Genomic DNA, 18,911 nt, shown 5'->3' on the forward strand with positions numbered 1-18,911 from the left:
GCAGAGCCCGCATCTACTGCATCACCACTTCCACCTGCGCCACGTCGCCGTTGGCAAGCGTGAAGTCGCGCTTGAAGACGCCCGATGTCGATTTCGCCGTCACCGAATACGTTCCCGGCGCAAGAATATGCGAAGGCAGCGCACCCACGCTGGTCGTCACCACGCGCCCATCCTGTCCCTGCACCGTCCATTGCGTATCGGGAAGCGCATCTCCGCCCGCCTGCGCGACGAGCTTGAATGTAACGCGCGCAGCCGAGTGCGAGATTGTCGCTTCGGTCAGCTTGCCAGCTTCCACCGTCACGTCGGCTTCGACCTTGGCATTGGCATCGCCATAGCGCGAGACGATGCGATAGATACCGGCATTAAGCCGGTTGACCACGCCCGGCTTTGCACCCGCAAGCACCCGCACCCGGTTGTCCGACTGGTCGCGCTCGCTCGACATGATGTCGTAGCTGACAGCATTCGCTGGTGGCGCGATGCCATCTACCAGCACCCGCACCTTTAGCCCGCCCGCATTGAGCACGAATTTCTCGCTCGTCGCCGTGCCCGGCGTCACCACGATCTTCCGCGTGATATCGGCGCGCCCGAAGGCTGCGTTGACGATGTATTCGCCCGGCTCGAGCGAGACCGTCGGGCTCGGTTCGCGCTTCGTCATCAGCAGTTTGCTCGGCGCACGCGGATCACGCAGCGCTTCGTATACGCGCCAAACAAGGCCCTGATCGATCCGCTGGCCATCGACGGTAAGCAGCGCAACCAGTTTGACCTGGCCGCTGGTTGGGCTGCCGCTGTCAGGGGCTGCTATGCGTGGCACGACCGTGGTGTTGGCAGGCAGGGTGGGACCCGGGACCGGCGCCGATGGCGTATAACGCCCGGTGTCCGGAGGAAACGCGCCCCTCAGCTGGGCCCCGCCGCCGTCGCCGTCCATCGCCTGTGCGAGGGCCGCCGCATGGCCCAAGCCGAACAGCACCGCTGCCAGCGTCGGCAATGCCGAGCGGCGCAGGATCCGGCCAAGCTTGGTGCGAAAATCCGCCATTCCCGCGGCTACCTTACGGTTGCGACTCGTCAGCCCACATCAACGAGCAACGAGCTTGGTCGAAATATGGCTTGTGGCGCCCACCATCGTCGCGGCCACCCAAGTCATGGCGCAGCAAGGTCGAACGTGCGGTGCTCGTTGGCTTTGACCTCGATCGTATTGCGCAGCGGCTGCTCCGCGGTCTCGGCACTGACGAGATAACGCCCGGGCGACAGAACCGCGGTCGGTTCGGACTGGCTGCTGCGAAGCACGATGCGCTGCTTCTCATCGCGCACCTCCCAGAACACATTTTTGCCCATGCCGATCGCGTTGGCCCGCTTCAACGTCACGCTTCCGCCCGCCAGCGGCAGCGTGATCTTCTGCGCTTGGCCGGCAGAAAGATTGATTTCTGAAGCAGCCATCACATTACCACTGCCGAGCGAGGCCTCGATACGGTACCGCCCCGCAGAGAGGTCGAACTCCGGCTCCTTACGGGTCGTGCGCAGCACCTCGTGCGGCTCGGCGCCAAGACGCACGATGCGGAACGTGACCGGGTTCTCATCCGTCACTGGTCGCCCGCCCAGCGACGCGGCGAGGCGAACGCGGGCCATGGACAGCGGCATCACCTGCTTGATGGTATCGCCGGCCCCCATCGCGATCTGCTCGCGCACCTCCGAGGTGGGGGTGCGCGCCGTGATGTAGTAGGTGCCCGCAGGCAGGACGAATGTGGGGTTCGGCGCCGAAGAGCGTACGACCTCGCGCCGTCCCTGTGGCGCATACGGATCGTCCTGGTAGACAATGAACGTCACGTCACCGGCAGGCTGATCTCCGGGCGCGGAAGGTGTGCCGCGCATGGCGCTGAGCTCCAGCGTACCCGCTCCCAGCACCGCGTTGACGCTCGTGCCGGTCGCCGGCGCGATCGTCACCTTGTTTTGCTGGCGGGCAACATTGGTTTCCGTGGTTACGAGATACTCTCCGGCCGGCAGTACGATCTCGGGTTGCGCGTCGCGGCCCACCCATAGCGGCGGGGCCCCTTTTTCAGCGTTGGCTGCCGTGACCGTGAATACGGGCTGTTCCAACAGCGCACCTCCGGCGGCAGCGCGCGTCTGCATTTTCATGACGCCGCCGTTGAGATCTATGCGCACCTCCGTCGCCTTGTCGGCTTCCACGTTGACGGTCTGGCGCGTACGAGCGAGGCCAAGTTCCGCCTCCACGTCGTAGCTGCCCGGCGCGAGCTTTTCATAAAGTGCAGCGGCGCGCGTATCGCGGACGACCTCGCCATCGCCGCCAGCCTTGGTGATGCGCCAGTGAACAGGCGTATCTAGAGTTGCGCTTTTGGCGCCGAGGCCGACAGAAAGATAGAGCCCGGCTGGCGCGCCTTCAGGCTGCTTGTTGCTGGGGGCCGCTTCGGCTTCCGTTGGCGCGCTCTCGGGACCCGTCTGCAGGTGAGCCAGCTCGACGGCCTGCCCGAGCGCAGACTCGACCCCCGCTGCATCGACGGCATTCCACAGCTTGCCGCCGGTCATCCGCGCGATGCAGCTGATGTGCGCGATCTTCGCATTATCGAGACCGAGCGCGACGGTGTGCACGACGAGGTTGGGGCTCGACGCCATGATACCGCTCAACGCGGCGCAAACGTCCTGTCCGCAGTTGTCGATATCGTCGGCAACGAGGATGACGCTCGCCGGTGTTGCCCCGGCCATTGCGTTGACCGCTTCGCGCAGCGCGAGCACCAGCGGTCCCTTGCCGACCGCGTTCATCCTGTCGATGGGAAGCGCCAGCCGCTCCGGAGCATTGCCATCGGGCGGCAGGATCACTTCCGCGTCCCCGCAATTGCCGCGCCGCCGATGCCCGAACGAGGCAATGCCGACGCGTGCTTCCGGCTTCAGGCTCGGCAGCAGCGTACGCATGGCGTCGCGCGCGATCTCGAGCTTGGAGCGCTTTTCAGCACCAAGATTGCCCCACATCGAACCCGAGCCGTCGAGGACGATCATGGAGGTTGGTGGCGCATCCTCGGCTATGGCCGGCGCGGATGCGCAAAGCGGTAGCAACACCGAGGCGGCGAGCAACGACAGCAAGTGTAGAATGCGTTTCATCGGTCCCCGTCCACGCGACGTGCTCATAGCAGCAGCCTCGGATTCGAGCCGAAGATAGCCCAACTGCGGGGTTAGCTCCACCGGCGCCGACGCAGGTTGCGGCCACGGCGTAAATGCCCAGTCCTGCGGCGAAATTGCCTTGGCAGCCGCCGGCCGGAGCGGCTAGGACTGCGCCCATGGAAAACGCCATCATCGATTTTCTCTCCCGCCGCCGCTCGGTGAAGCCGGACAAGCTGGCAGCGCCCGCACCGAGCGCGGCCGAGCTGGAAACAATCCTCACCATTGCCTCCCGCGTCCCCGACCACAAAAAACTCGCGCCCTGGCGGTTCATCGTCATCGAGGGCGACGCGCGCGCCCGGTTGGGTGAGGTTGTGGCGGAAGCCTGCATCGCCGCCGAGAAGGAGCCGCCATCGCACGTCCGCCTCGACACTGAGCGCGGCCGATTCATGCGCGCCCCGATGGTGATCGCGGTAGTCTCGCGCGTCACGCCTCACCGCAGTGCCCCCGAGTGGGAGCAGGTGCTGTCGGCGGGCGCGGCCTGTTTCAACCTGTGCCTTGCCGCGAATGCTCTGGGTTATGGCACTTCGTGGATCAGCGAGTGGGTGGCCTACAACCAGACGATCGGCGCGGCGCTGGGCCTTGCTGAAAACGAGCGCATCGCCGGCTTCATTTACGTCGGCACGCCGGTCGATCGCCCCGAGGAGCGCGAGCGTCCAGCTCTCGCCGACATCGTCACGCGCTGGAACGGCTAATCCGGGCCCCAGCGAAGTAAGATCTCAGTAGCGGAACTGCTCTGCGAGCACGCGCTCGTCGAGACTGTGGTCGGGATCGAACATCATAAACAGTTCGATATTGCGCGCCTTCTCGATTTCGACGCGCGTCACGCCGCGCGTCTCGTAGTGATCGGCAACCGCGCTCACGGGACGCTTCTCGGCTTCCAGCACTTCGATCGTGATGCGCACCTTGTTCGGCAGCAGCGCACCGCGCCAGCGCCGCGGGCGAAACGGGCTGATCGGAGTCAGTGCGAGCAGCGGCGCATTGATGGGCAGGATCGGGCCGTGCGCCGATAGATTGTAGGCGGTCGAGCCGGCCGGCGTTGCCACCAGCACGCCGTCGCAGATCAGCTCCTCCATGCGTACCGTGTCATCCACGAGGATGCGCAGCTTCGCCGCTTGATGGCGTTCGCGGAACAGCGAGACCTCGTTGATCGCCAGCGCCTTGTGCGCCTTGCCCGACTTGTCGGACGCGATCATCGACAGCGGATGGATGCGGCTGACGTCGGCATCGGTGAGCCGCTGGGGCAGGTCCTCTTCCTTGTAGTCGTTCATCAGGAAGCCCACGGACCCGCGGTTCATCCCGTAGATCGGCACGCCCTCGTTCATGAAGCGGTGCAGCGTCTGCAGCATGTGCCCGTCGCCGCCGAGCGCGACGATGGCATCGGCCTCCGCCGGGTCGTGATCGCCATAAAGCGCGACAAGGCGCTCGCGGGCGGCCATGGCCTCCGGCATCTCGCTTGCCACGAAGGCAATTTTCTCGAATTTGGTCTTCGGCTTTGCCATGGTGTGATGCGCCGACCCGAAAGGGCGTGGAGGCTCGCTCAAGTGCAGGAAAACGACAAGCCCGTTTTGATCTATTCGACGTTTCCCTCGACGGAGACAGCCGAAGCGGTGGGCCGCGAGCTCGTGGAACGAAGACTCGCCGCCTGTATCAACATCGTGCCGGGCATGACGTCAATTTATCGTTGGGAGGGTGCCATAGCGCGCGACAGCGAGGTGGTGATGGTGATCAAGACGCGTCAGACGCTCTCCTCGGCGGTAGTTGATGCAACCAGAACGCGCCATCCCTACGCCAACCCCGCGCTCATTGTGCTGCCCATTGTCGATGGCGCAGCCGACTATTTGAGCTGGCTGATGAGCGAGACCGAGGCGCCTGTCGGCGACCCTAGCGACAGCGAGGACTAAGCGCCCACCGATCGCGCCGGATCAATAAACGCCGCCGAGGCTGAGCATCAGGTTATAGCGCGGCGTGCCGGGGCTCGCGCGGCGCGAGTGGCTCGACTTCTTGGCGCTGCGCGGTTTCGGAGCGGCCGCTGCGGGTGGCTGATAGCTGCGCTCGTTTGGCTCCAGTGCGGCGACGGTCGGCTGCGAAGAGCCGGTGCCGGGCACGAGAGGCTCCTGCATCGCAGGCGTCAGCGGAGCACCGATGGCCATCCGGCCGGGAAGCGGACTGGTAACGACGCTGCTCTGCACCGGCGTGAAGAGGCGCGTTGAAGCCGCGGGTTCGGTCGCCGAAGCGGCCTTCCACGGCAGTGTCTCCGGCGCATTCGACGCCGCCGTTGTCGCCTCGACGGCGCCGCACGAACGCCCGCTATACGATTTGACCAGGCTGAGGAGCATGTAGTCGGGCTTGTCGACCGGAAGCGCAGCGTTGGACCGCGTGTTGAAGTCGAGCATGGCCTGGCGCGTGCTGGCGTTCCAGGCGCCGTTGACGCGGCCCCAGTAGCAACCCGCGCGCTTCAATTCCTGTTGGATGTCGACCACCAGCTTATACCGGTCGTCAGGGTCGGTCGCATCGATATCGCCGGACACGTTGGTCTGCCAATTCGAGACGGTCTCAACGCGTGCAGCCGCAGCAGGCGAGTTGCCCGCAGGCTGACGAGGCTTCAACACGACGCCGGGAGAAAAGCTTGCCACGCGCGCTCCGGGCCGCGCATCGGAGGCTAAGCGAGCCGCAAGCATCTCATCGGAGCGCTCAGCGCTCACGCGCCTCGCTTCCTTGAGGGTCGTGCCGCGGTCGACCGGAGCGGGAAGATAGACGAACAAGCCCACGCCGATGCCGGCCAGTAGCACGAAGGCACCAAGGCTACGCATAACGGTTAGCTCCTAACGCACGTCCGGCACACGCCGGTGAGGAAACTTAAGGTGCTGCGGTCCAGCTCAAGTCCTCGCGGACCAAACTAAATAGAAGCAATGACAATGAGCTTAAGACGCCCAGCTGAAATGGATGGTTAGCCAATATGTTCCAGAGCTTAACCAAAATACGTCTGCACACGTGCTGATGCAACGTGTTGAGCGCCGTTCAGCAGAAGAATTTGCGCGGACCAGGTGTGCACATCCGGGGGGAGGCTGGGGGAAACTCTCGTCCAGGAGGTGGGCGACCTGTGGACAGCCGTGTGGCCGCTTGCGGAGCGAAATTGAGGCTGGATTCTGGCCCGGAAAGCTACAGGGCTGATTCTCTTAACAATTCATTCCGAATCGCGTAGCAAAGGCAACTGAGGGGGCAGTACCGCGTCAGTAAACTTGTCGCCTCGCCCGATTGGGGAAAGTTGCGCACAGGGGAATCCAGCGGCGATTTCTGACCTGTGTACGACGCGCCCGATGGGCAGGCTCCAGCTCTCGGCACTTCTGTCTGCGTGCCTGTTCGCCGGTTTGCCGGATGCCATTGGGGATGGCGCCGGAGCTCAACAGACCGATCGAGCCAGCATGCCAGCCCGTAGCGCCCATTATCGCGTAGGAGATGGAGAGTTTTTGCCACGCCCTCGGCAAAGACAAGATAAGGGCCGGTGCAGTGCGCGCGTGGAGAGCCGGCCGTCATAATCCATGAGGGCACACAATGAGACATGCTCTAGGCGTGTTGGGGGTTCTAGCTGCCGGTGTACTGTTAGCCGTATCGGCGGCAATGAACTGGCGATTTGGCGTCAGCCTCGGAAGGACCGAGCTGGACGGCCAGATCTACGGAGCGGCCAGCGCGGCCGCCGACTGCATGAAGGCACTCGTGCCTTTCTTCCTATTTGCCGCAATCAAAAACAGGATGTGGTCGCAGGCAGCAGCCTCCGCCCTCGTCTGGGTCGTGGTCACCGCCTATTCGTTGACCTCGGCGCTCGGCCATGCGGCGTTGAACCGGCTCGATACGGCCGGCCAGCGTACCGCCACAGCAGAAGCCTACAAGGACCAGCGTGCAGATCTTGCACGGGCCCAGGAGCAACTATCCTGGATCCCGCAGCATCGCCCTGCTCAGGCGGTGCAAGCTGATATCGATGCCTTGAAGGACGAGAAGACCTGGTCGTACACCGAACAGTGCAGCAAGGTCGATGGACCTAAGACGCGCGGCTTCTGTCAGAAGTTCCACGCGTTGTCAGCTGAGCTTGCCTCTGCGAAGCAAACCGTTGCGCTCGAGGCACGCGTCGCCGACATCAAGGCGAAGCTGGCCACCGCGACAGCCGGCCACGCTGTAACGAGCGAAGGTGACCCGCAGGCTGCGGTCCTTGCCAAGCTCGCTGCGTTGGTTGCCCCGTCCGTGAAAGTTGAGGATGTGCAGACCGCACTGACGGTCTTCATCGCACTGTTGCTCGAAGTAGGGTCGGGTTTCGGTATGTATATCGCCTTTAGTCAGTGGCGCCTCTACGATCGCCACACGCCGACCGCACCATTGATGGTTCCGGTCAGCACCGCTGCGGCAGCGGTGGCGGCTCCCAAGGCCGTTGCGATAGCAAAGCCGCGTTCCGGCGCGAACGACAACAAGTCTGTGACCGAAGTGAAGGTCGCGACAGAAGTCAAAGCAGTCGCTTCGCCCGCACCACAAAGACTGATCGCTCCCGAAACGGATGTGGAGCGCTTCTACAAGGAGAGAATCGAGACGCAAGACGGATCAAGCTTGACTGCAACTTCGCTGTACGAGGACTACTGTGCATGGTGTGAAGATCAGCAGAAAGAGCCACTCGCACTTCCAACGTTCGGACGTGAATTCGGTGAGCTCGGAGTCCAGAAAGCAAGGATAGCAGGACGAGTGCGGTATATCGGCATTGCGCTGAAGTCCGCCGAAGCTCTCGAGGAGGATAAGAAGCCGCCGGTCTTCGACGAAAAGGCCGCCTAGAGATAGGCTTCAAACGAAAGGCCGCGTAAGCGGCCTTTCTCATTTCCAGGATCTGTGAAGGCGGCCGCTCAGGCCGCCTTTTCTTTTTGCTTTGCCGCAAGGCCCGCGATTTTCAGCGCAAAGGCGTAGTCCGCCGCCATCTCGCGCAGCTGCTCATAGCGCCCCGACGCGCCGCCGTGGCCCGCTTCCATGTTGATCTTCAAGAGCACGAGGTTGTCCGACGCGTTCTTCTCGCGCAGTCGCGCAATCCATTTCGCAGGTTCCCAATAGGTAACGCGCGGATCCGTGAGGCCGCCATAGGCGAAGATGTGCGGATAGGTTTTCGCTTCGACATTCTCGTACGGGCTGTACGAATGAATGATCGAGAACTCATCGCGGCTGGCAATCGGGTTGCCCCACTCGGGCCACTCGGGCGGCGTCAGCGGCAAATCCTTGTCGAGCATGGTGTTGAGCACATCGACGAATGGCACGTCCGCAATGATGCCGAGGAACAGATCCGGCGCCATGTTGGTGACGACGCCCATCAGCATGCCGCCAGCCGATCCGCCGTTGGCCACGATGTGCCCGCGCTTCGTCAGTCCCTGCGCGACGAGGTATTCACCCGCGTCGATGAAGTCGGTGAACGTATTCACCTTCTGCGCCAGCTTGCCGTTGGTGTACCAGCGATAGCCCTTGTCCTTGCCGCCGCGGATGTGCGCGATGGCATAGATGAAGCCGCGGTCCACCAAGGATAGCCGCGTCGTCGAGAATGACGCCGGGATTGAGATGCCGTACGCGCCGTAGCCATAGAGCAGCACCGGCGCCGAACCATCGAGCGGCGTGTCCTTATGATAGAGGATCGACACCGGCACCGTCTCGCCGTCGCGCGCTGGTGCATAGAGGCGGCGCGTGACGTAGTCGGCGGGATTGTGCCCGCTCGGGACCTGCTGGCGCTTGCGCAACACGCGGTTGCGCGTCTGCATGTCGTAGTCCCACGTCTCCGCCGGTGTCGTCATTGACGAATAGACGAAGCGCACGTTCGTGGTGTCGAACTCATAGCCCGGGTGAACGCCCAGCGAGTAGGCCTCCTCCGGGAAAGCAATGATGTGCTCGTCGGCATCGGACAGGCGGCGCACGACGATGCGCGGCAGCCCGTTCTCACGCTCGAGGCGCACCATGTAATCGCGATAGAGGATCGTATCGAGGATGAGGCAGCCGGGGCGGTGTGGGATTACCTCGCGCCAGTTCGCCTCGCCCGGCGCTGACACTGGCGCCTCGACGATGCGGAAGTCCTCGGCATCGTGCGAATTCGTGGTGATGTAGAACTTGTCGCCGTTGTGCTCGACGGAATACTCATGCCCGACGCGGCGTGGCGTAATCAGCACCGGCTCCGAAAGCGGAGCATCCGCATCGATGATGCGCACCTCGCTCGTGCGATGATCGTGCGCGTCGATGGTGATGTATTTTGCCGATTGCGTAGCATTGATCGCCACGTAAAGGCCGATGTCCTTTTCGTCGTAGACAAGCACGTCTTCATCCGACGGCGTGCCGACGGCATGCCGGTAGACCTGCAGCGGCCGGTGGTTGTCATCGAGACGGACGTAGAAGAAGGTCCGGCTGTCGCTTGCCCACACGACACCGCCACGCGTGTCGGGGACGATGTCCGGCAGGTCTTCTCCCGTGGTCAGGTCGCGCACGCGAACCGAATACAGCTCCGAGCCTTTGTCATCGATCGAGTAGGCAAGCAGGCGATGGTCCGGGCTGTGTTCGAAGCCGCCGAGGTCCCAATAGGCTTTGCCTTCCGCCTCGCGGTTTCCGTCCAGCACTACGACTTCGCCGCTGCCGTCTCGGTTGCTGCGATAGATGAGCGGATACTGGCCTCCGGCGACGAAGCCGCTGTAGTAGGCGTAAGGGCCATCGGCCGTGGGAACCGAGCTGTCGTCCTCCTTCAGGCGGCCGCGCATTTCGGCGAATAGTTCATCCTGCAGAGGCTTCGTCTCGGCGAGCTGGGCCTCGCAATAAGCATTCTCGGCGTCGAGATAAGCCCGGATCTCGGGATCGAGCACGGCAGGATCGCGCATGACGTCCTGCCAGTTGTCGGCCTTGAGCCAAGCGTAATCGTCTACGAGTTCGACGCCATGCCAGGTGGAGACTTTCGGTCGGCGCGCGGCGCGCGGCGGCTTTACGAAGGCATGACGGGAGTTCTGGGGGGACATCATTCTCTCCACGCTACTTGGTGGCAAAACATGGGGTGTCGCTCAGCTGCGACGAAGACCCGCCGACGGCGAAGGCAGCCTTTTCGGGAAAGATCTCCGGGAATACCGAGGGAATCTGACGAATAGGGGCGCCGGTTGTCAACTTTAGGGGCATCCTGGCGCGCCTTAGCGCTTCGGGCGGGCGCAGTTACTCCAAGTAGTGATCAAGCTGCCGTCGACGATATCTTGCCTAGGCATGCAACCACTAATGGGTGCATCGGGACTAATATTTGTCTGACCAGCAGATTCTGACTTAGATCATAAAAAATATGTCAGAAAACGACGTTAACAATTGACCTGCAGCTAAAGCATGCCTGCAACATTGTTTCACGGCAAGTGTATGCAGGTCCAGTGTTGTTGACTTTACTTGGAACGGGTGCGAAGTCTGCCGAGCGAAACGCAATAATTGCAGCGTTGCAAGTTACGGCAGTTCGTTGCCGAAGATCAAACCTCTCGGCGCTTAATCGTCCAGAGGTATAGATGCGCACAGCACTGACGTTCATTGCATAAAGAATACTGACCAGTGGGAGGTCGGCTTTGGAAGAAACTACGCGGCCTGAGCTCGTTGAGCTGACTGCCAAGATTGTGTCGGCGTACGTGAGCAATAACTCCGTCGGTGCCGGCGATCTGCCTCATCTGATTAGCGAGACGCATGCCGCATTGAGCCGCGCCAGCGGCGGGACGATCACAATTGAACGCGAAGAACAGAAGCCGAAGGTGCCGGTGAAGAAATCGGTAATGCCCGATTACTTGATCTGCCTCGAAGACGGAAAGAAGTTCAAGTCGCTCAAGCGCCATCTGCGCACGCACTACAACCTGTCTCCGGAAGAGTACCGCGAGAAGTGGGGCTTGCCCCACGACTATCCCATGGTCGCGCCCAATTACGCGCGGGCTCGGTCCGACCTCGCCAAGAAGATGGGTCTTGGAACGCGGCGCGAGAGATAAGCGCTCGTCTCGCCGCGAGCGTTAGCTCTCATCTCGCGGCGCGCGCTTTGCTCAGATAATCCCTTGTCTCGGCGCGATAGGCGCTCAGCAGCGCCGCATGGCGCGCAAGATCGTACGCCCAATGTCCTGCTATCCCGCGTTGACGCTCCAGCCTCAGCGCCCGGCGCATGCGCGCAAGCAGCCGCGCATGCTCATCAAGGCAGCGCGTCTCCAGCTCTTGCGGCCACAGAGGCAACAGGCGCGGAAGATCCCGGGCCCTCTCATAAGTGTCGCTGTTCTGATTGCGCGCAGAGGCGGGGAAGGTCGATGTCATGCGGCACATCCGGCTGACGCTAAGAAGCCAGCAACCTTTGCACCCCGCATCGACGCGTGGATTTCTTCTGAGAGCGCGCGAGTTATCCCCCTCGTTCACCCGCGATCTAGTTTGCTCATCGGTAAGTAGCGCTTCCACCGTATGCTGCGCCTCGACAAACGCCCCGTGCTCCTGACGGAACTTTCGATGACGCCGAACCTGCACCAGCATCCCGCCTTCGCGCACGCCGCCCCCTACAACCCGGCCGGTCCGCGCACAGAAGCAAGCCTTCGTCGCGAGGCGATCGAGATCGCCGTCGCGCAGGTGTTCGGCATCGCCGGGAGCGACTTGCGCCGCTCGACGCGCGGCCGCGCCAAAGTGGCCCTCGCGCGCCAGGTGGCGATGTACTTGGCGCATGTCGGCTGCGGCCTGTCGCTCACCCAGACGGGCCAGCTGTTCGAGCGAGACCGCACCACGGTCGCCCACGCTTGCGGCGTCATCGAGGATCGCCGCGACGATCCGATCTTCGACCGCGTGCTCGATCTTCTCGAGTGGGCGGTTCCCGCGCTCGCCGAGCGTCCCCCTCCGCAACCTCAATAGTTAGCCGAGACCATCATGAAGCACCGACGCTCCTCGCCGGGCGATGCGCCCGCGCGCGCCCAAATTAACGCCGATGAAAGCCCCATCGCCTGGCTGCGCCGCCGCAAGGACCGCAGCGGCGAGCCGATGATCTCGCAAACCCAGTTCGATGCCGGCGAGCGACTGCGCGCTGATTTCTGGTTTGCGCAGATGACGCCGCGCACGACCATGAACTGGTCGTCGATGACGCCGTCGCAATCGGGCCGCCGATATGGCGCAGCTCAGCGCACCGGCGCCGAGATGACCGACAACGCTGTAGCCGCTGCCGAGCGGGTGCGCCGCGCGCTCGCCGCGGTCGGCCCCGAGCTGTCGGGAGTTCTCATGGATGTATGCTGTCACTTGCGCGGCCTGGAGGAGGCCGAACGTGCCGCCGGCTGGCCGCAGCGATCCGGAAAAATCGTCCTGCAACTGGCGCTGACCAGTCTTGCCCGCCACTACGGGCTGGAGCGCTCCGCCGCGCCCGCGAGGGCAGGAGCAGCCGTGCGCCATTGGGGTAGTGAAGACTACCGCCCTCTTTTTGACGTGCCCGAAGGAACCTAGCTCGCGCTGGCGTTTTGCGCGTTCATCGCCATGGCATCCGCACGCACGCGCGCGACCATCGATGCAAGGCCGTTGGAGCGCTGCGGCGTCAGATGCTCCTTTAATCCGAACTTCCCGAAGATCGGATCAGGATCCAGCGTGATCGCCTCTTCTAGAGGGCGGCCTTCGTAGACGGCATGCAGGATCGCCACCAGCCCGCGCACGATGTGCGCATCACTGTCTGCAACGAACGTGAACACCCGCTTCCCGTCGACAGTCTTGCTGTCCGTGGCGAGCCAAACCTGACTGGCGCACCCGCGCACCTTGTTGGCGTCCGTGCGCAGCTCCTCGGGCAACGGCGGAAGACTGCGCCCAAGCTCGATGAGGTAGCGATAGCGATCTTCCCAATCGTCGAGTACGGCGAAATCCGAAGTGATTTCCGAAAGTGTCGGCACGCGCGGCCCCTGAATAAAGTGTTTCGGTAGCCTACCCACAGAGGGTCCCCTATTGCAAATGCGAAAGGGCCGGCGCTGAGTGCACCGGCCCGCATAGCAAAGGACGGAATGTCGCTGCCTTAGATGCCGCTGCGGGCGCCGCGCCAGGCGGGCTCGAGATCATCGGGGCGCAATGTTCCGCGCGGCGTCATATCGACGGTGGGCTCGATCAGCGAAAGGCCGCCGCTCTGCTCCTTACCCGCGCTCTTCATCGCCAATTCGTAGGCCATCGCCGCGCCGAACTTGGCCTTCTCGACGAAGCCGTCCCAGATCACCGCGGCCTGATCGCACGTCGCCCCGTTGCGATCGCAGAATGTCGCAGTCCAATGCACAGCCGTGGCCGCCCGGTCATAGAGGGCCGCCTGCTGCTCACGGTCAGTCGGCAGAACTGCCACCACAACGGCGACAAGGATGCCAATTTTCAAGATGGACATGTTGGTTTCTCCAACCTGTTCCCAACTACTCACTGCACCCTTGATAACAGAGCGGTATCAACAAACTGCCTCATGCAATCGGAAAAATTGCGATCAATTGGAGGCAATTTTTACACATTCTCGGGCACGCGAAGGCGCCCCGCAGCCCGTCGTTTGGCAACGTTCCGTCAACGTAAGTTAAGAGATCGTTTACACTCTTCTTCGCATAGTGGGCGATCATGGTAAGCAGCGCGTTGAGGGGTTTGGGTCATGCTGCCGAAGCGAGTGACGGTTCCACTGCTCGCCTTCTTTCTTTTGACCGTCGGGGTCGGGGCGAACGTCTTCCTTCTTCAGTCGTCCGGTCGTGGCGCCATGAGCGCCCGGGGCGTTGATGCAACTTCCTGGAACATCGCCGCCATCGAGGCGGCCGAATTCAGCGGCGATACCGGCTCGATCGGCGACAGCGCCGCCAGTGCGCACCCTGCCAATGGCCTGGACCTCTCGGCGCTGGCCCTAGACGATGCCAAACCAGCCACCGGCGAAAAGGTCGAGGTAACGCGCGCCATTCAGCGCGAGCTGCAGATCCGTGGTTACGAGACCGGCACGAGCGACGGCATCGTTGGACAGATGACGCGCGGCGCCATCATGGCCTTCGAGCACGACCATGGCCTGCCGCTGACGGCCCAGCCCAGTGATGCACTGTTGAAGGCCATCGTTCTCGGCGAAGCAGGCAAGCCCGGAGCACGCCGCGGCGCGCCAAAGACGGCCGAGGCCCGCGATATCGTGCGCGATGTGCAACGCCAGCTCGCCAAGCTTGGTTACAAGCCCGGAGCTCAGAACGGCACGCTCACCGCCCAGACGACCAAAGCCATCCGAGCATTCGAGGCCGATCAGGCGCTCCCTGAGAGCGGGCGCGTTTCCGGTCCTCTGATTGCCCGACTTGGCCGTCTGGCTGGCGAGGGGCGGGTCGCCGCCGCGCCTTGAGGACGCGCGCTCATCGCATGGCGGCTTGCCACGCGGGCGCCCATCACTAGAGTGCGCGCCATGCGGCTGCGTACGGAATTCTGGGTCAAGGCTTACATTCGCCGATGCGCCGTCGAGGGCGCTTCGGCTGTCGTCGTGCGTCACGGCGACGATGACGCCGGCTCCATCTTCATCAAGATTGATAGGCTTGACGGCACCTGCCTCGTGTTCGGGCCAGCGCCCGCGGGCCTCGACGGCGCCGATAACGATCGCCGCTGGATGCCGTGTCTCGATCCGGCTGGCGCAGAGCACAGCGCTGCCGACGCATTCCTGAGCCGCGAAGCCAACTTCGATTCCGACTTATGGATCGTCGAAGTCGAGGACCGGCGCGGGCGTCACTTCCTTGATGACAGTCTGGTCACAGGTGTCGCCTAACCGATCTTTGTTCTTGAGGTTTTGGTAACGCGTGCCATTCCCAACTTGTACACTGTGATTCTCGTCACATCTGTTGTCACCTATTGACCACAGATGCGAATCACAGGGGCAGCCATGTTTGGGGGATGCACATGGCACAGATACTCAGCTTCCGTACCCCAGAGTTGCGCAGCAATCCGCCGAGCAGCCATCACCATGAGCGCTCAGCAGAAGTGATCGTTTTTCCCGGAGTTCGTTACGAGCACTGGAGCCGCGAGGCTGCAGCAGTCCGTGACGACCAGGCCGCACATCGCGACGTGATCGAGCTGGCGGATCAGTAGTCTTCGCTTACAGCGTATTTGGCGAAGATCAGAAGGAGCGCGCCGTGCAGTGCGCATCCTTCAAAACGGCCTCGACGTGCCGCTGGTATGAGAAGCCCTTGTCTGGGCCGCGCACAACGATGATGCCCTTAGTCGCTGCAAGGATCGTCGGCTGCTGCGCATCGCGCGCGATGCCGCGCGCTTCGGGTGTCACGCCGAGAAAGGCCTCCTCGGACGGCACCAGCACGAGCGAGATCGGTGTCGGCCGGGCAGCGACCGATGCGGCGCCATAGATGTTGTCGCCTTGCGGTGTCATCACCGTGAGCGTCCACCCGATATCCGGCGGCAGCGTCGAAGCAACGCTGACCGGGCCAGCCGACGTGTCGAACAGGCACATGGCATAGCGCGCATCTGGCGAGAGAAACGGCAGCGGCTCCGCACCCGGCGACGTCACATTCAGCACCTGCATGCGGTTCGTCGGCAGAGCCGGTGCCAGCCGGCTATATGCAGAAGCCGCAGTAAGATGGGGCGCGTCCAGCGTCGCGCAGATATGCAGAATGCCCGCCGCGACAGGAACAGCGAGAAGCAGCTGCCAGTTTATGTTCTTGACGAGGTTCGCGTACTTCATCGGCACTGCACCCGCCGGATGACCGGCAGCTCCCTCGGCTCCGGAGTGCCCTCGTTGAGCAGGGATCCGCGCACGTCGAACGTCGTGTACATCAGCGCCAGACGGCCGGCGCCACCTGTCGGCAGCCAGTTGCCCGGATTGGCCTCGCGCGCGAGCGTAACGGCAAATGTCCCATCGGGCCGCAGGGCGACGGACTGGCTGGTGTAAGTGTAACGCTGTGCAGCGTTCGCGATCAGGTCGCCGCGGTCATTGAAGACGGTAAGGCTCCACCATGTGTTGGAGGTGTCACGCCCTTCCACAGCGTAGTCGCAGGAAGAGTGCAGCCGGTTGCCCTCGCTGTCCTTGAAAGCGAGAAAGCTCAACGCGATCTCGCTCGTCAGCTGCAGCGTGCCAAGGCGCGCAAAGTGTGCGCGCGTGTAGGGATCGGCATCTATACGCCCTGCCGACGACCAGCCGACCCAAGGCCCGTGCTGCTCGGTGGTGAGGCGCGTTCCGACGTCGATCATGTACCAGCTCGACGCCAGCCCGAGGATCAGCACCGCGCCGATGAAGGCAGCCCAGTCGCCCATGATCCCGATCAGGATCGACAGGCGCTTCTGCATTCGGTGGAAGCCGACATAAATCGGCGTGAGGGCGCTATGGGACAGCACGTGGAGATGTTCCATCTAGCGGTGGCTGCGCCACGCCGAGCGTTGTCCGCCGCGGCTCGTTTTGAGGAGCAACGCTGTCTGCACGACGGCCGGGTGGCACATTCGGCTGCGGCCCGTCGGGCGTGCTGCCAGTGCTGCTCGGCGTTGTCGGCTCGGCTATGCCGCCTGCCTTGCGCAAAGCCTGCGCCACCTTGCGCAACGCATCACGCGTCTTGTCGGACATCAGGCTCGATGAGTTGCGCTGCGCCGTCGGCGCTGCCTCTCCTTCCGGGCGCAGCGCAGCGATCCGCTGCTGCTCTGCGACCTGAACGGGATGCGGCTCGAGGCCGGGGATCGTCGGGATATTCATGTCGGTGTGGATCACCGACATCACCGAGCCGAACACAGGCGCCGCGAAATGGCCGCCCGTCGTACCCGACGCCATCGGCCGGTTGTCGTCGTTGCCGAGCCAAATGGCACCCACGTACTTGCCCGTGAAGCCGATGAACCAGACGTCTTTTGGGCCCGTCGAAGTGCCAGTCTTGCCGGCAACATTCGTGAACGGCAGGTTCGCCGGGCCACCGGTACCGCTGGTGACCACCTTGTTCATCATCCAGTTGATGCCCTCGGCCACCTTGCGCGACACCACCTGCGGTGCCTCCGGCTCGTCGCGGTCGCGGCTGTAGACGAGGTCGCCCTTTGAGCTGACGAGATCAAGGATGGCATACGGCTTCGCCAGTCGTCCGCCGTTCGCATAAGTGGCAGCGCCGCCCGCGTGCTCCAGCGGGCTGATGCCGTAGTCGCCCAGAGACATCGAGCAGGTCTTTCGGATACCGCTGATCCCGAGGCGCTTCGTCATGTCGATGACCTTGTCGCGGCCAACGGCAAACGACAGCTCGGCTGCGACCGTATTCAGCGATTTGGCGAGCGCCATCCATAGCGGCATCCTTCCGCCGCCGCCGTGGCTGCCGCCATAGTTCTGCGGGTGCCAACGCCCGCACGCGCGCGACGCATCGCGCACCATTGTCGTCGGCGTGTAGCCGTTCTCCAGGGCTGTAGCGTACACATAAATTTTGAACGAGGAGCCCGGCTGCCGCCGCGCGTGGGTGGCTCGGTTGAACTGGCTCTCGCCGTAGTCCGGACCACCCGTCAGAGCGCGCACGGCTCCATCGGTTTCCAGCACCACGATGGCGCCGCTGGTGACGCGATTGCCGCGATACTTGCGCAGGGCCGAGGCCAGCGCCTCGTCCGTCGCCTTCTGGATGTTGAGATCGACCGTGGTGCGCGCCGTCAGCACATACTGTCCCTTGCCGGCGGCGATGCGCTGCACTTCCTCGAACGCCCAGTCGAGGAACCAGTCGGGGCTCGACGGATTGCGGTTCTCGACGATCTTCGCCGGATGCACGCGCGCCCAATGCACCTGTCCCGCCGTATAGAACCCGGCCTCGACGAGGTTGTTCAGCACCACGTTCGTGCGTGCGCGCGACGCCGGCAGGTTGACGTGCGGCGCATATTTCGTCGGCGCCTTGAACAGACCGGCCAGCATCGCCGACTCAGCCAGATTGATCTGCCGCACCGACTTGCCGAAGTAGAACTGCGAGGCAGCTTCTGCGCCGAACGCGCCGCCGCCCATGTAGGCGCGGTCGAAGTACAGCTTCAGGATTTCCCGCTTGGAGAAGCGGCTCTCCAGCAGCAGTGCCAGGAACGCTTCTTTGATCTTGCGCTGTAGCGAGCGTTCCGACGAGAGGAACAGGTTTTTGGCCACCTGCTGCGTGATCGAGGAGCCGCCCTGCACCACGTCGCTCGCCTGCAGGTTGGTCACGAGGGCGCGCAACGTACCGAAGACGTCGATGCCCCAGTGCTCGAAGAAGCGACGGTCTTCTGTCGCCAGCGTTGCCTTGATCAGCGAGTCCGGAATCTCGTCCAGCGGTACGGCGTCGTTGTGCAGGATGCCGCGCTTGCCAATCTCGTTGCCGTTCTGGTCGAGGAACTTCACCGCGTACTGGCCGGTGAGGAACTTGCCCTCGTTGAATTCGTGGAAGGCGGGGATGGCGAGTGCGTACATCACCACGAACCCGCCCATGCCCAAGGTGAGGCCTTCCGAGGCCGCCTCGTTCAACAGCCGCCGCCAGCCCCTCAGCCGGAAGCGGGCAAAGAAGCTCGTCCCGGCGTCCCAGAAGTCGCAAAACTTCGCCCAGGTCTCCGCGACAGTGGAATCGATCTTTGAATCGAGGCCGAGCCAGTCGATGACCCGCTCACGGCGCCCGCGTCTGAAGAGCCAATCCTGCACGTCGGTCCTGTCCCGGGCTGGTGAGGTCCGGGCTCGTCATGGCGGCCCGGCAAGGCAATTTAGCTAGAATCCCGAATGCTTATAACTGCGCCGGGGTGGTGATGTTAAGGCGGGAATGGCGGCTCCTGGGGATTTGCCACACCGCCAGTTG

20 protein-coding genes are annotated in these 18,911 nt (G+C 63.3%); 9 read left to right on the plus strand and 11 right to left on the minus strand.

Features of this window, described 5'->3' with window-relative positions; all coding sequences use genetic code 11:
* Positions 1-13 precede the first annotated feature (13 nt).
* Together NDB2M4_RS16120 and NDB2M4_RS16125 are read right to left on the minus strand one after the other, a co-directional pair.
* Entirely contained in the window at positions 14-1,033 is a 1,020-nt protein-coding gene (locus tag NDB2M4_RS16120; protein WP_072376896.1) for a hypothetical protein, read from the minus strand.
* Positions 1,034-1,137: 104 nt separating this feature from the next.
* Complete coding sequence (locus NDB2M4_RS16125; RefSeq protein ID WP_171988129.1) at positions 1,138-3,108, minus strand: vWA domain-containing protein; 1,971 nt, start codon at positions 3,106-3,108, stop codon at positions 1,138-1,140.
* Positions 3,109-3,284: 176 nt separating this feature from the next.
* Between NDB2M4_RS16125 and NDB2M4_RS16130 the strand changes: the two genes are divergently transcribed.
* Positions 3,285-3,860: a nitroreductase family protein gene (locus NDB2M4_RS16130; RefSeq protein ID WP_072376900.1), complete on the plus strand. Its 576-nt coding sequence runs from the start codon at positions 3,285-3,287 to the stop codon at positions 3,858-3,860.
* A 24-nt stretch (positions 3,861-3,884) separates the two neighbouring features.
* Here the strand turns inward: NDB2M4_RS16130 and NDB2M4_RS16135 are convergent, their stop codons facing one another.
* Complete coding sequence (locus NDB2M4_RS16135; protein WP_072376902.1) at positions 3,885-4,667, minus strand: NAD kinase; 783 nt, start codon at positions 4,665-4,667, stop codon at positions 3,885-3,887.
* A gap of 42 nt (positions 4,668-4,709) precedes the next feature.
* Here NDB2M4_RS16135 and cutA point away from each other — a divergent pair, with 42 nt between their 5' ends.
* Positions 4,710-5,069, plus strand: coding sequence for a divalent-cation tolerance protein CutA (cutA, locus tag NDB2M4_RS16140; protein ID WP_083556491.1), 360 nt, complete (start codon positions 4,710-4,712; stop codon positions 5,067-5,069).
* Between the two features lie 21 nt (positions 5,070-5,090).
* Here cutA and NDB2M4_RS16145 read toward each other — a convergent pair whose 3' ends face one another.
* Positions 5,091-5,978 carry a peptidoglycan-binding domain-containing protein gene (locus tag NDB2M4_RS16145; RefSeq protein ID WP_072376906.1) on the minus strand — a complete coding sequence of 296 codons (888 nt, stop codon included), beginning with the start codon at positions 5,976-5,978 and terminating at the stop codon, positions 5,091-5,093.
* Between the two features lie 742 nt (positions 5,979-6,720).
* On the opposite strand from NDB2M4_RS16145, the gene NDB2M4_RS16150 reads away from it, so the two are divergent.
* Positions 6,721-7,980, plus strand: coding sequence for a hypothetical protein (locus NDB2M4_RS16150; protein ID WP_072376908.1), 1,260 nt, complete (start codon positions 6,721-6,723; stop codon positions 7,978-7,980).
* 68 nt (positions 7,981-8,048) lie between these two features.
* Here NDB2M4_RS16150 and NDB2M4_RS16155 read toward each other — a convergent pair whose 3' ends face one another.
* Positions 8,049-10,175, minus strand: coding sequence for a S9 family peptidase (locus NDB2M4_RS16155; protein ID WP_072378211.1), 2,127 nt, complete (start codon positions 10,173-10,175; stop codon positions 8,049-8,051).
* 576 nt (positions 10,176-10,751) lie between these two features.
* Between NDB2M4_RS16155 and NDB2M4_RS16160 the strand changes: the two genes are divergently transcribed.
* On the plus strand, positions 10,752-11,159 hold the full coding sequence (locus NDB2M4_RS16160) for a Ros/MucR family transcriptional regulator (protein ID WP_072376910.1): 408 nt from the start codon (positions 10,752-10,754) through the stop codon (positions 11,157-11,159).
* A 28-nt stretch (positions 11,160-11,187) separates the two neighbouring features.
* On the opposite strand, the gene NDB2M4_RS20300 is transcribed toward NDB2M4_RS16160, so the two are convergent.
* Positions 11,188-11,472: a DUF6477 family protein gene (locus NDB2M4_RS20300; protein WP_171988130.1), complete on the minus strand. Its 285-nt coding sequence runs from the start codon at positions 11,470-11,472 to the stop codon at positions 11,188-11,190.
* A 141-nt stretch (positions 11,473-11,613) separates the two neighbouring features.
* Between NDB2M4_RS20300 and NDB2M4_RS16170 the strand changes: the two genes are divergently transcribed.
* Entirely contained in the window at positions 11,614-12,051 is a 438-nt protein-coding gene (locus NDB2M4_RS16170) for a helix-turn-helix domain-containing protein (protein WP_244536206.1), read from the plus strand.
* A gap of 15 nt (positions 12,052-12,066) precedes the next feature.
* Positions 12,067-12,630 carry a DUF6456 domain-containing protein gene (locus NDB2M4_RS16175; protein WP_072376912.1) on the plus strand — a complete coding sequence of 188 codons (564 nt, stop codon included), beginning with the start codon at positions 12,067-12,069 and terminating at the stop codon, positions 12,628-12,630.
* Here the strand turns inward: NDB2M4_RS16175 and NDB2M4_RS16180 are convergent.
* Both NDB2M4_RS16180 and NDB2M4_RS16185 read right to left on the minus strand, forming a co-directional pair.
* Entirely contained in the window at positions 12,627-13,064 is a 438-nt protein-coding gene (locus NDB2M4_RS16180) for a SufE family protein (RefSeq protein ID WP_072376914.1), read from the minus strand. The two genes, NDB2M4_RS16175 and NDB2M4_RS16180, sit on opposite strands and share 4 nt — an antisense overlap.
* 119 nt (positions 13,065-13,183) lie before the next feature.
* A complete protein-coding gene (locus NDB2M4_RS16185; RefSeq protein WP_072376916.1) occupies positions 13,184-13,537 on the minus strand; it encodes a hypothetical protein in 354 nt (117 codons plus the stop codon).
* Between the two features lie 249 nt (positions 13,538-13,786).
* Between NDB2M4_RS16185 and NDB2M4_RS16190 the strand changes: the two genes are divergently transcribed.
* The 3 genes from NDB2M4_RS16190 (at position 13,787) to NDB2M4_RS16200 (ending at position 15,234) form a co-directional block, all read left to right on the plus strand.
* Entirely contained in the window at positions 13,787-14,500 is a 714-nt protein-coding gene (locus NDB2M4_RS16190) for a peptidoglycan-binding domain-containing protein (protein WP_072376918.1), read from the plus strand.
* A gap of 60 nt (positions 14,501-14,560) precedes the next feature.
* Entirely contained in the window at positions 14,561-14,914 is a 354-nt protein-coding gene (locus NDB2M4_RS16195; RefSeq protein ID WP_072376920.1) for a DUF1491 family protein, read from the plus strand.
* A 131-nt stretch (positions 14,915-15,045) separates the two neighbouring features.
* Entirely contained in the window at positions 15,046-15,234 is a 189-nt protein-coding gene (locus tag NDB2M4_RS16200) for a hypothetical protein (RefSeq protein ID WP_139247341.1), read from the plus strand.
* Between the two features lie 28 nt (positions 15,235-15,262).
* Here NDB2M4_RS16200 and NDB2M4_RS16205 read toward each other — a convergent pair whose 3' ends face one another.
* Genes NDB2M4_RS16205 through NDB2M4_RS16215 form a run of 3 tightly spaced genes read right to left on the minus strand, consistent with a single transcriptional unit; the run spans position 15,263 to position 18,760 of the window.
* A complete protein-coding gene (locus NDB2M4_RS16205; RefSeq protein ID WP_072376924.1) occupies positions 15,263-15,841 on the minus strand; it encodes a hypothetical protein in 579 nt (192 codons plus the stop codon).
* Positions 15,838-16,506 carry a DUF1214 domain-containing protein gene (locus tag NDB2M4_RS16210; RefSeq protein ID WP_083556493.1) on the minus strand — a complete coding sequence of 223 codons (669 nt, stop codon included), beginning with the start codon at positions 16,504-16,506 and terminating at the stop codon, positions 15,838-15,840. Before NDB2M4_RS16210 ends, NDB2M4_RS16205 begins: the two co-directional genes overlap by 4 nt.
* Entirely contained in the window at positions 16,478-18,760 is a 2,283-nt protein-coding gene (locus NDB2M4_RS16215; protein WP_083556495.1) for a transglycosylase domain-containing protein, read from the minus strand. The genes NDB2M4_RS16210 and NDB2M4_RS16215 overlap by 29 nt, the downstream gene beginning before the upstream one ends.
* Positions 18,761-18,911: the final 151 nt, after the last annotated feature.

Source organism: Hyphomicrobium sp. NDB2Meth4 (genome assembly GCF_900117445.1).
Classification (GTDB): Bacteria; Pseudomonadota; Alphaproteobacteria; order Rhizobiales; family Hyphomicrobiaceae; genus Hyphomicrobium_A.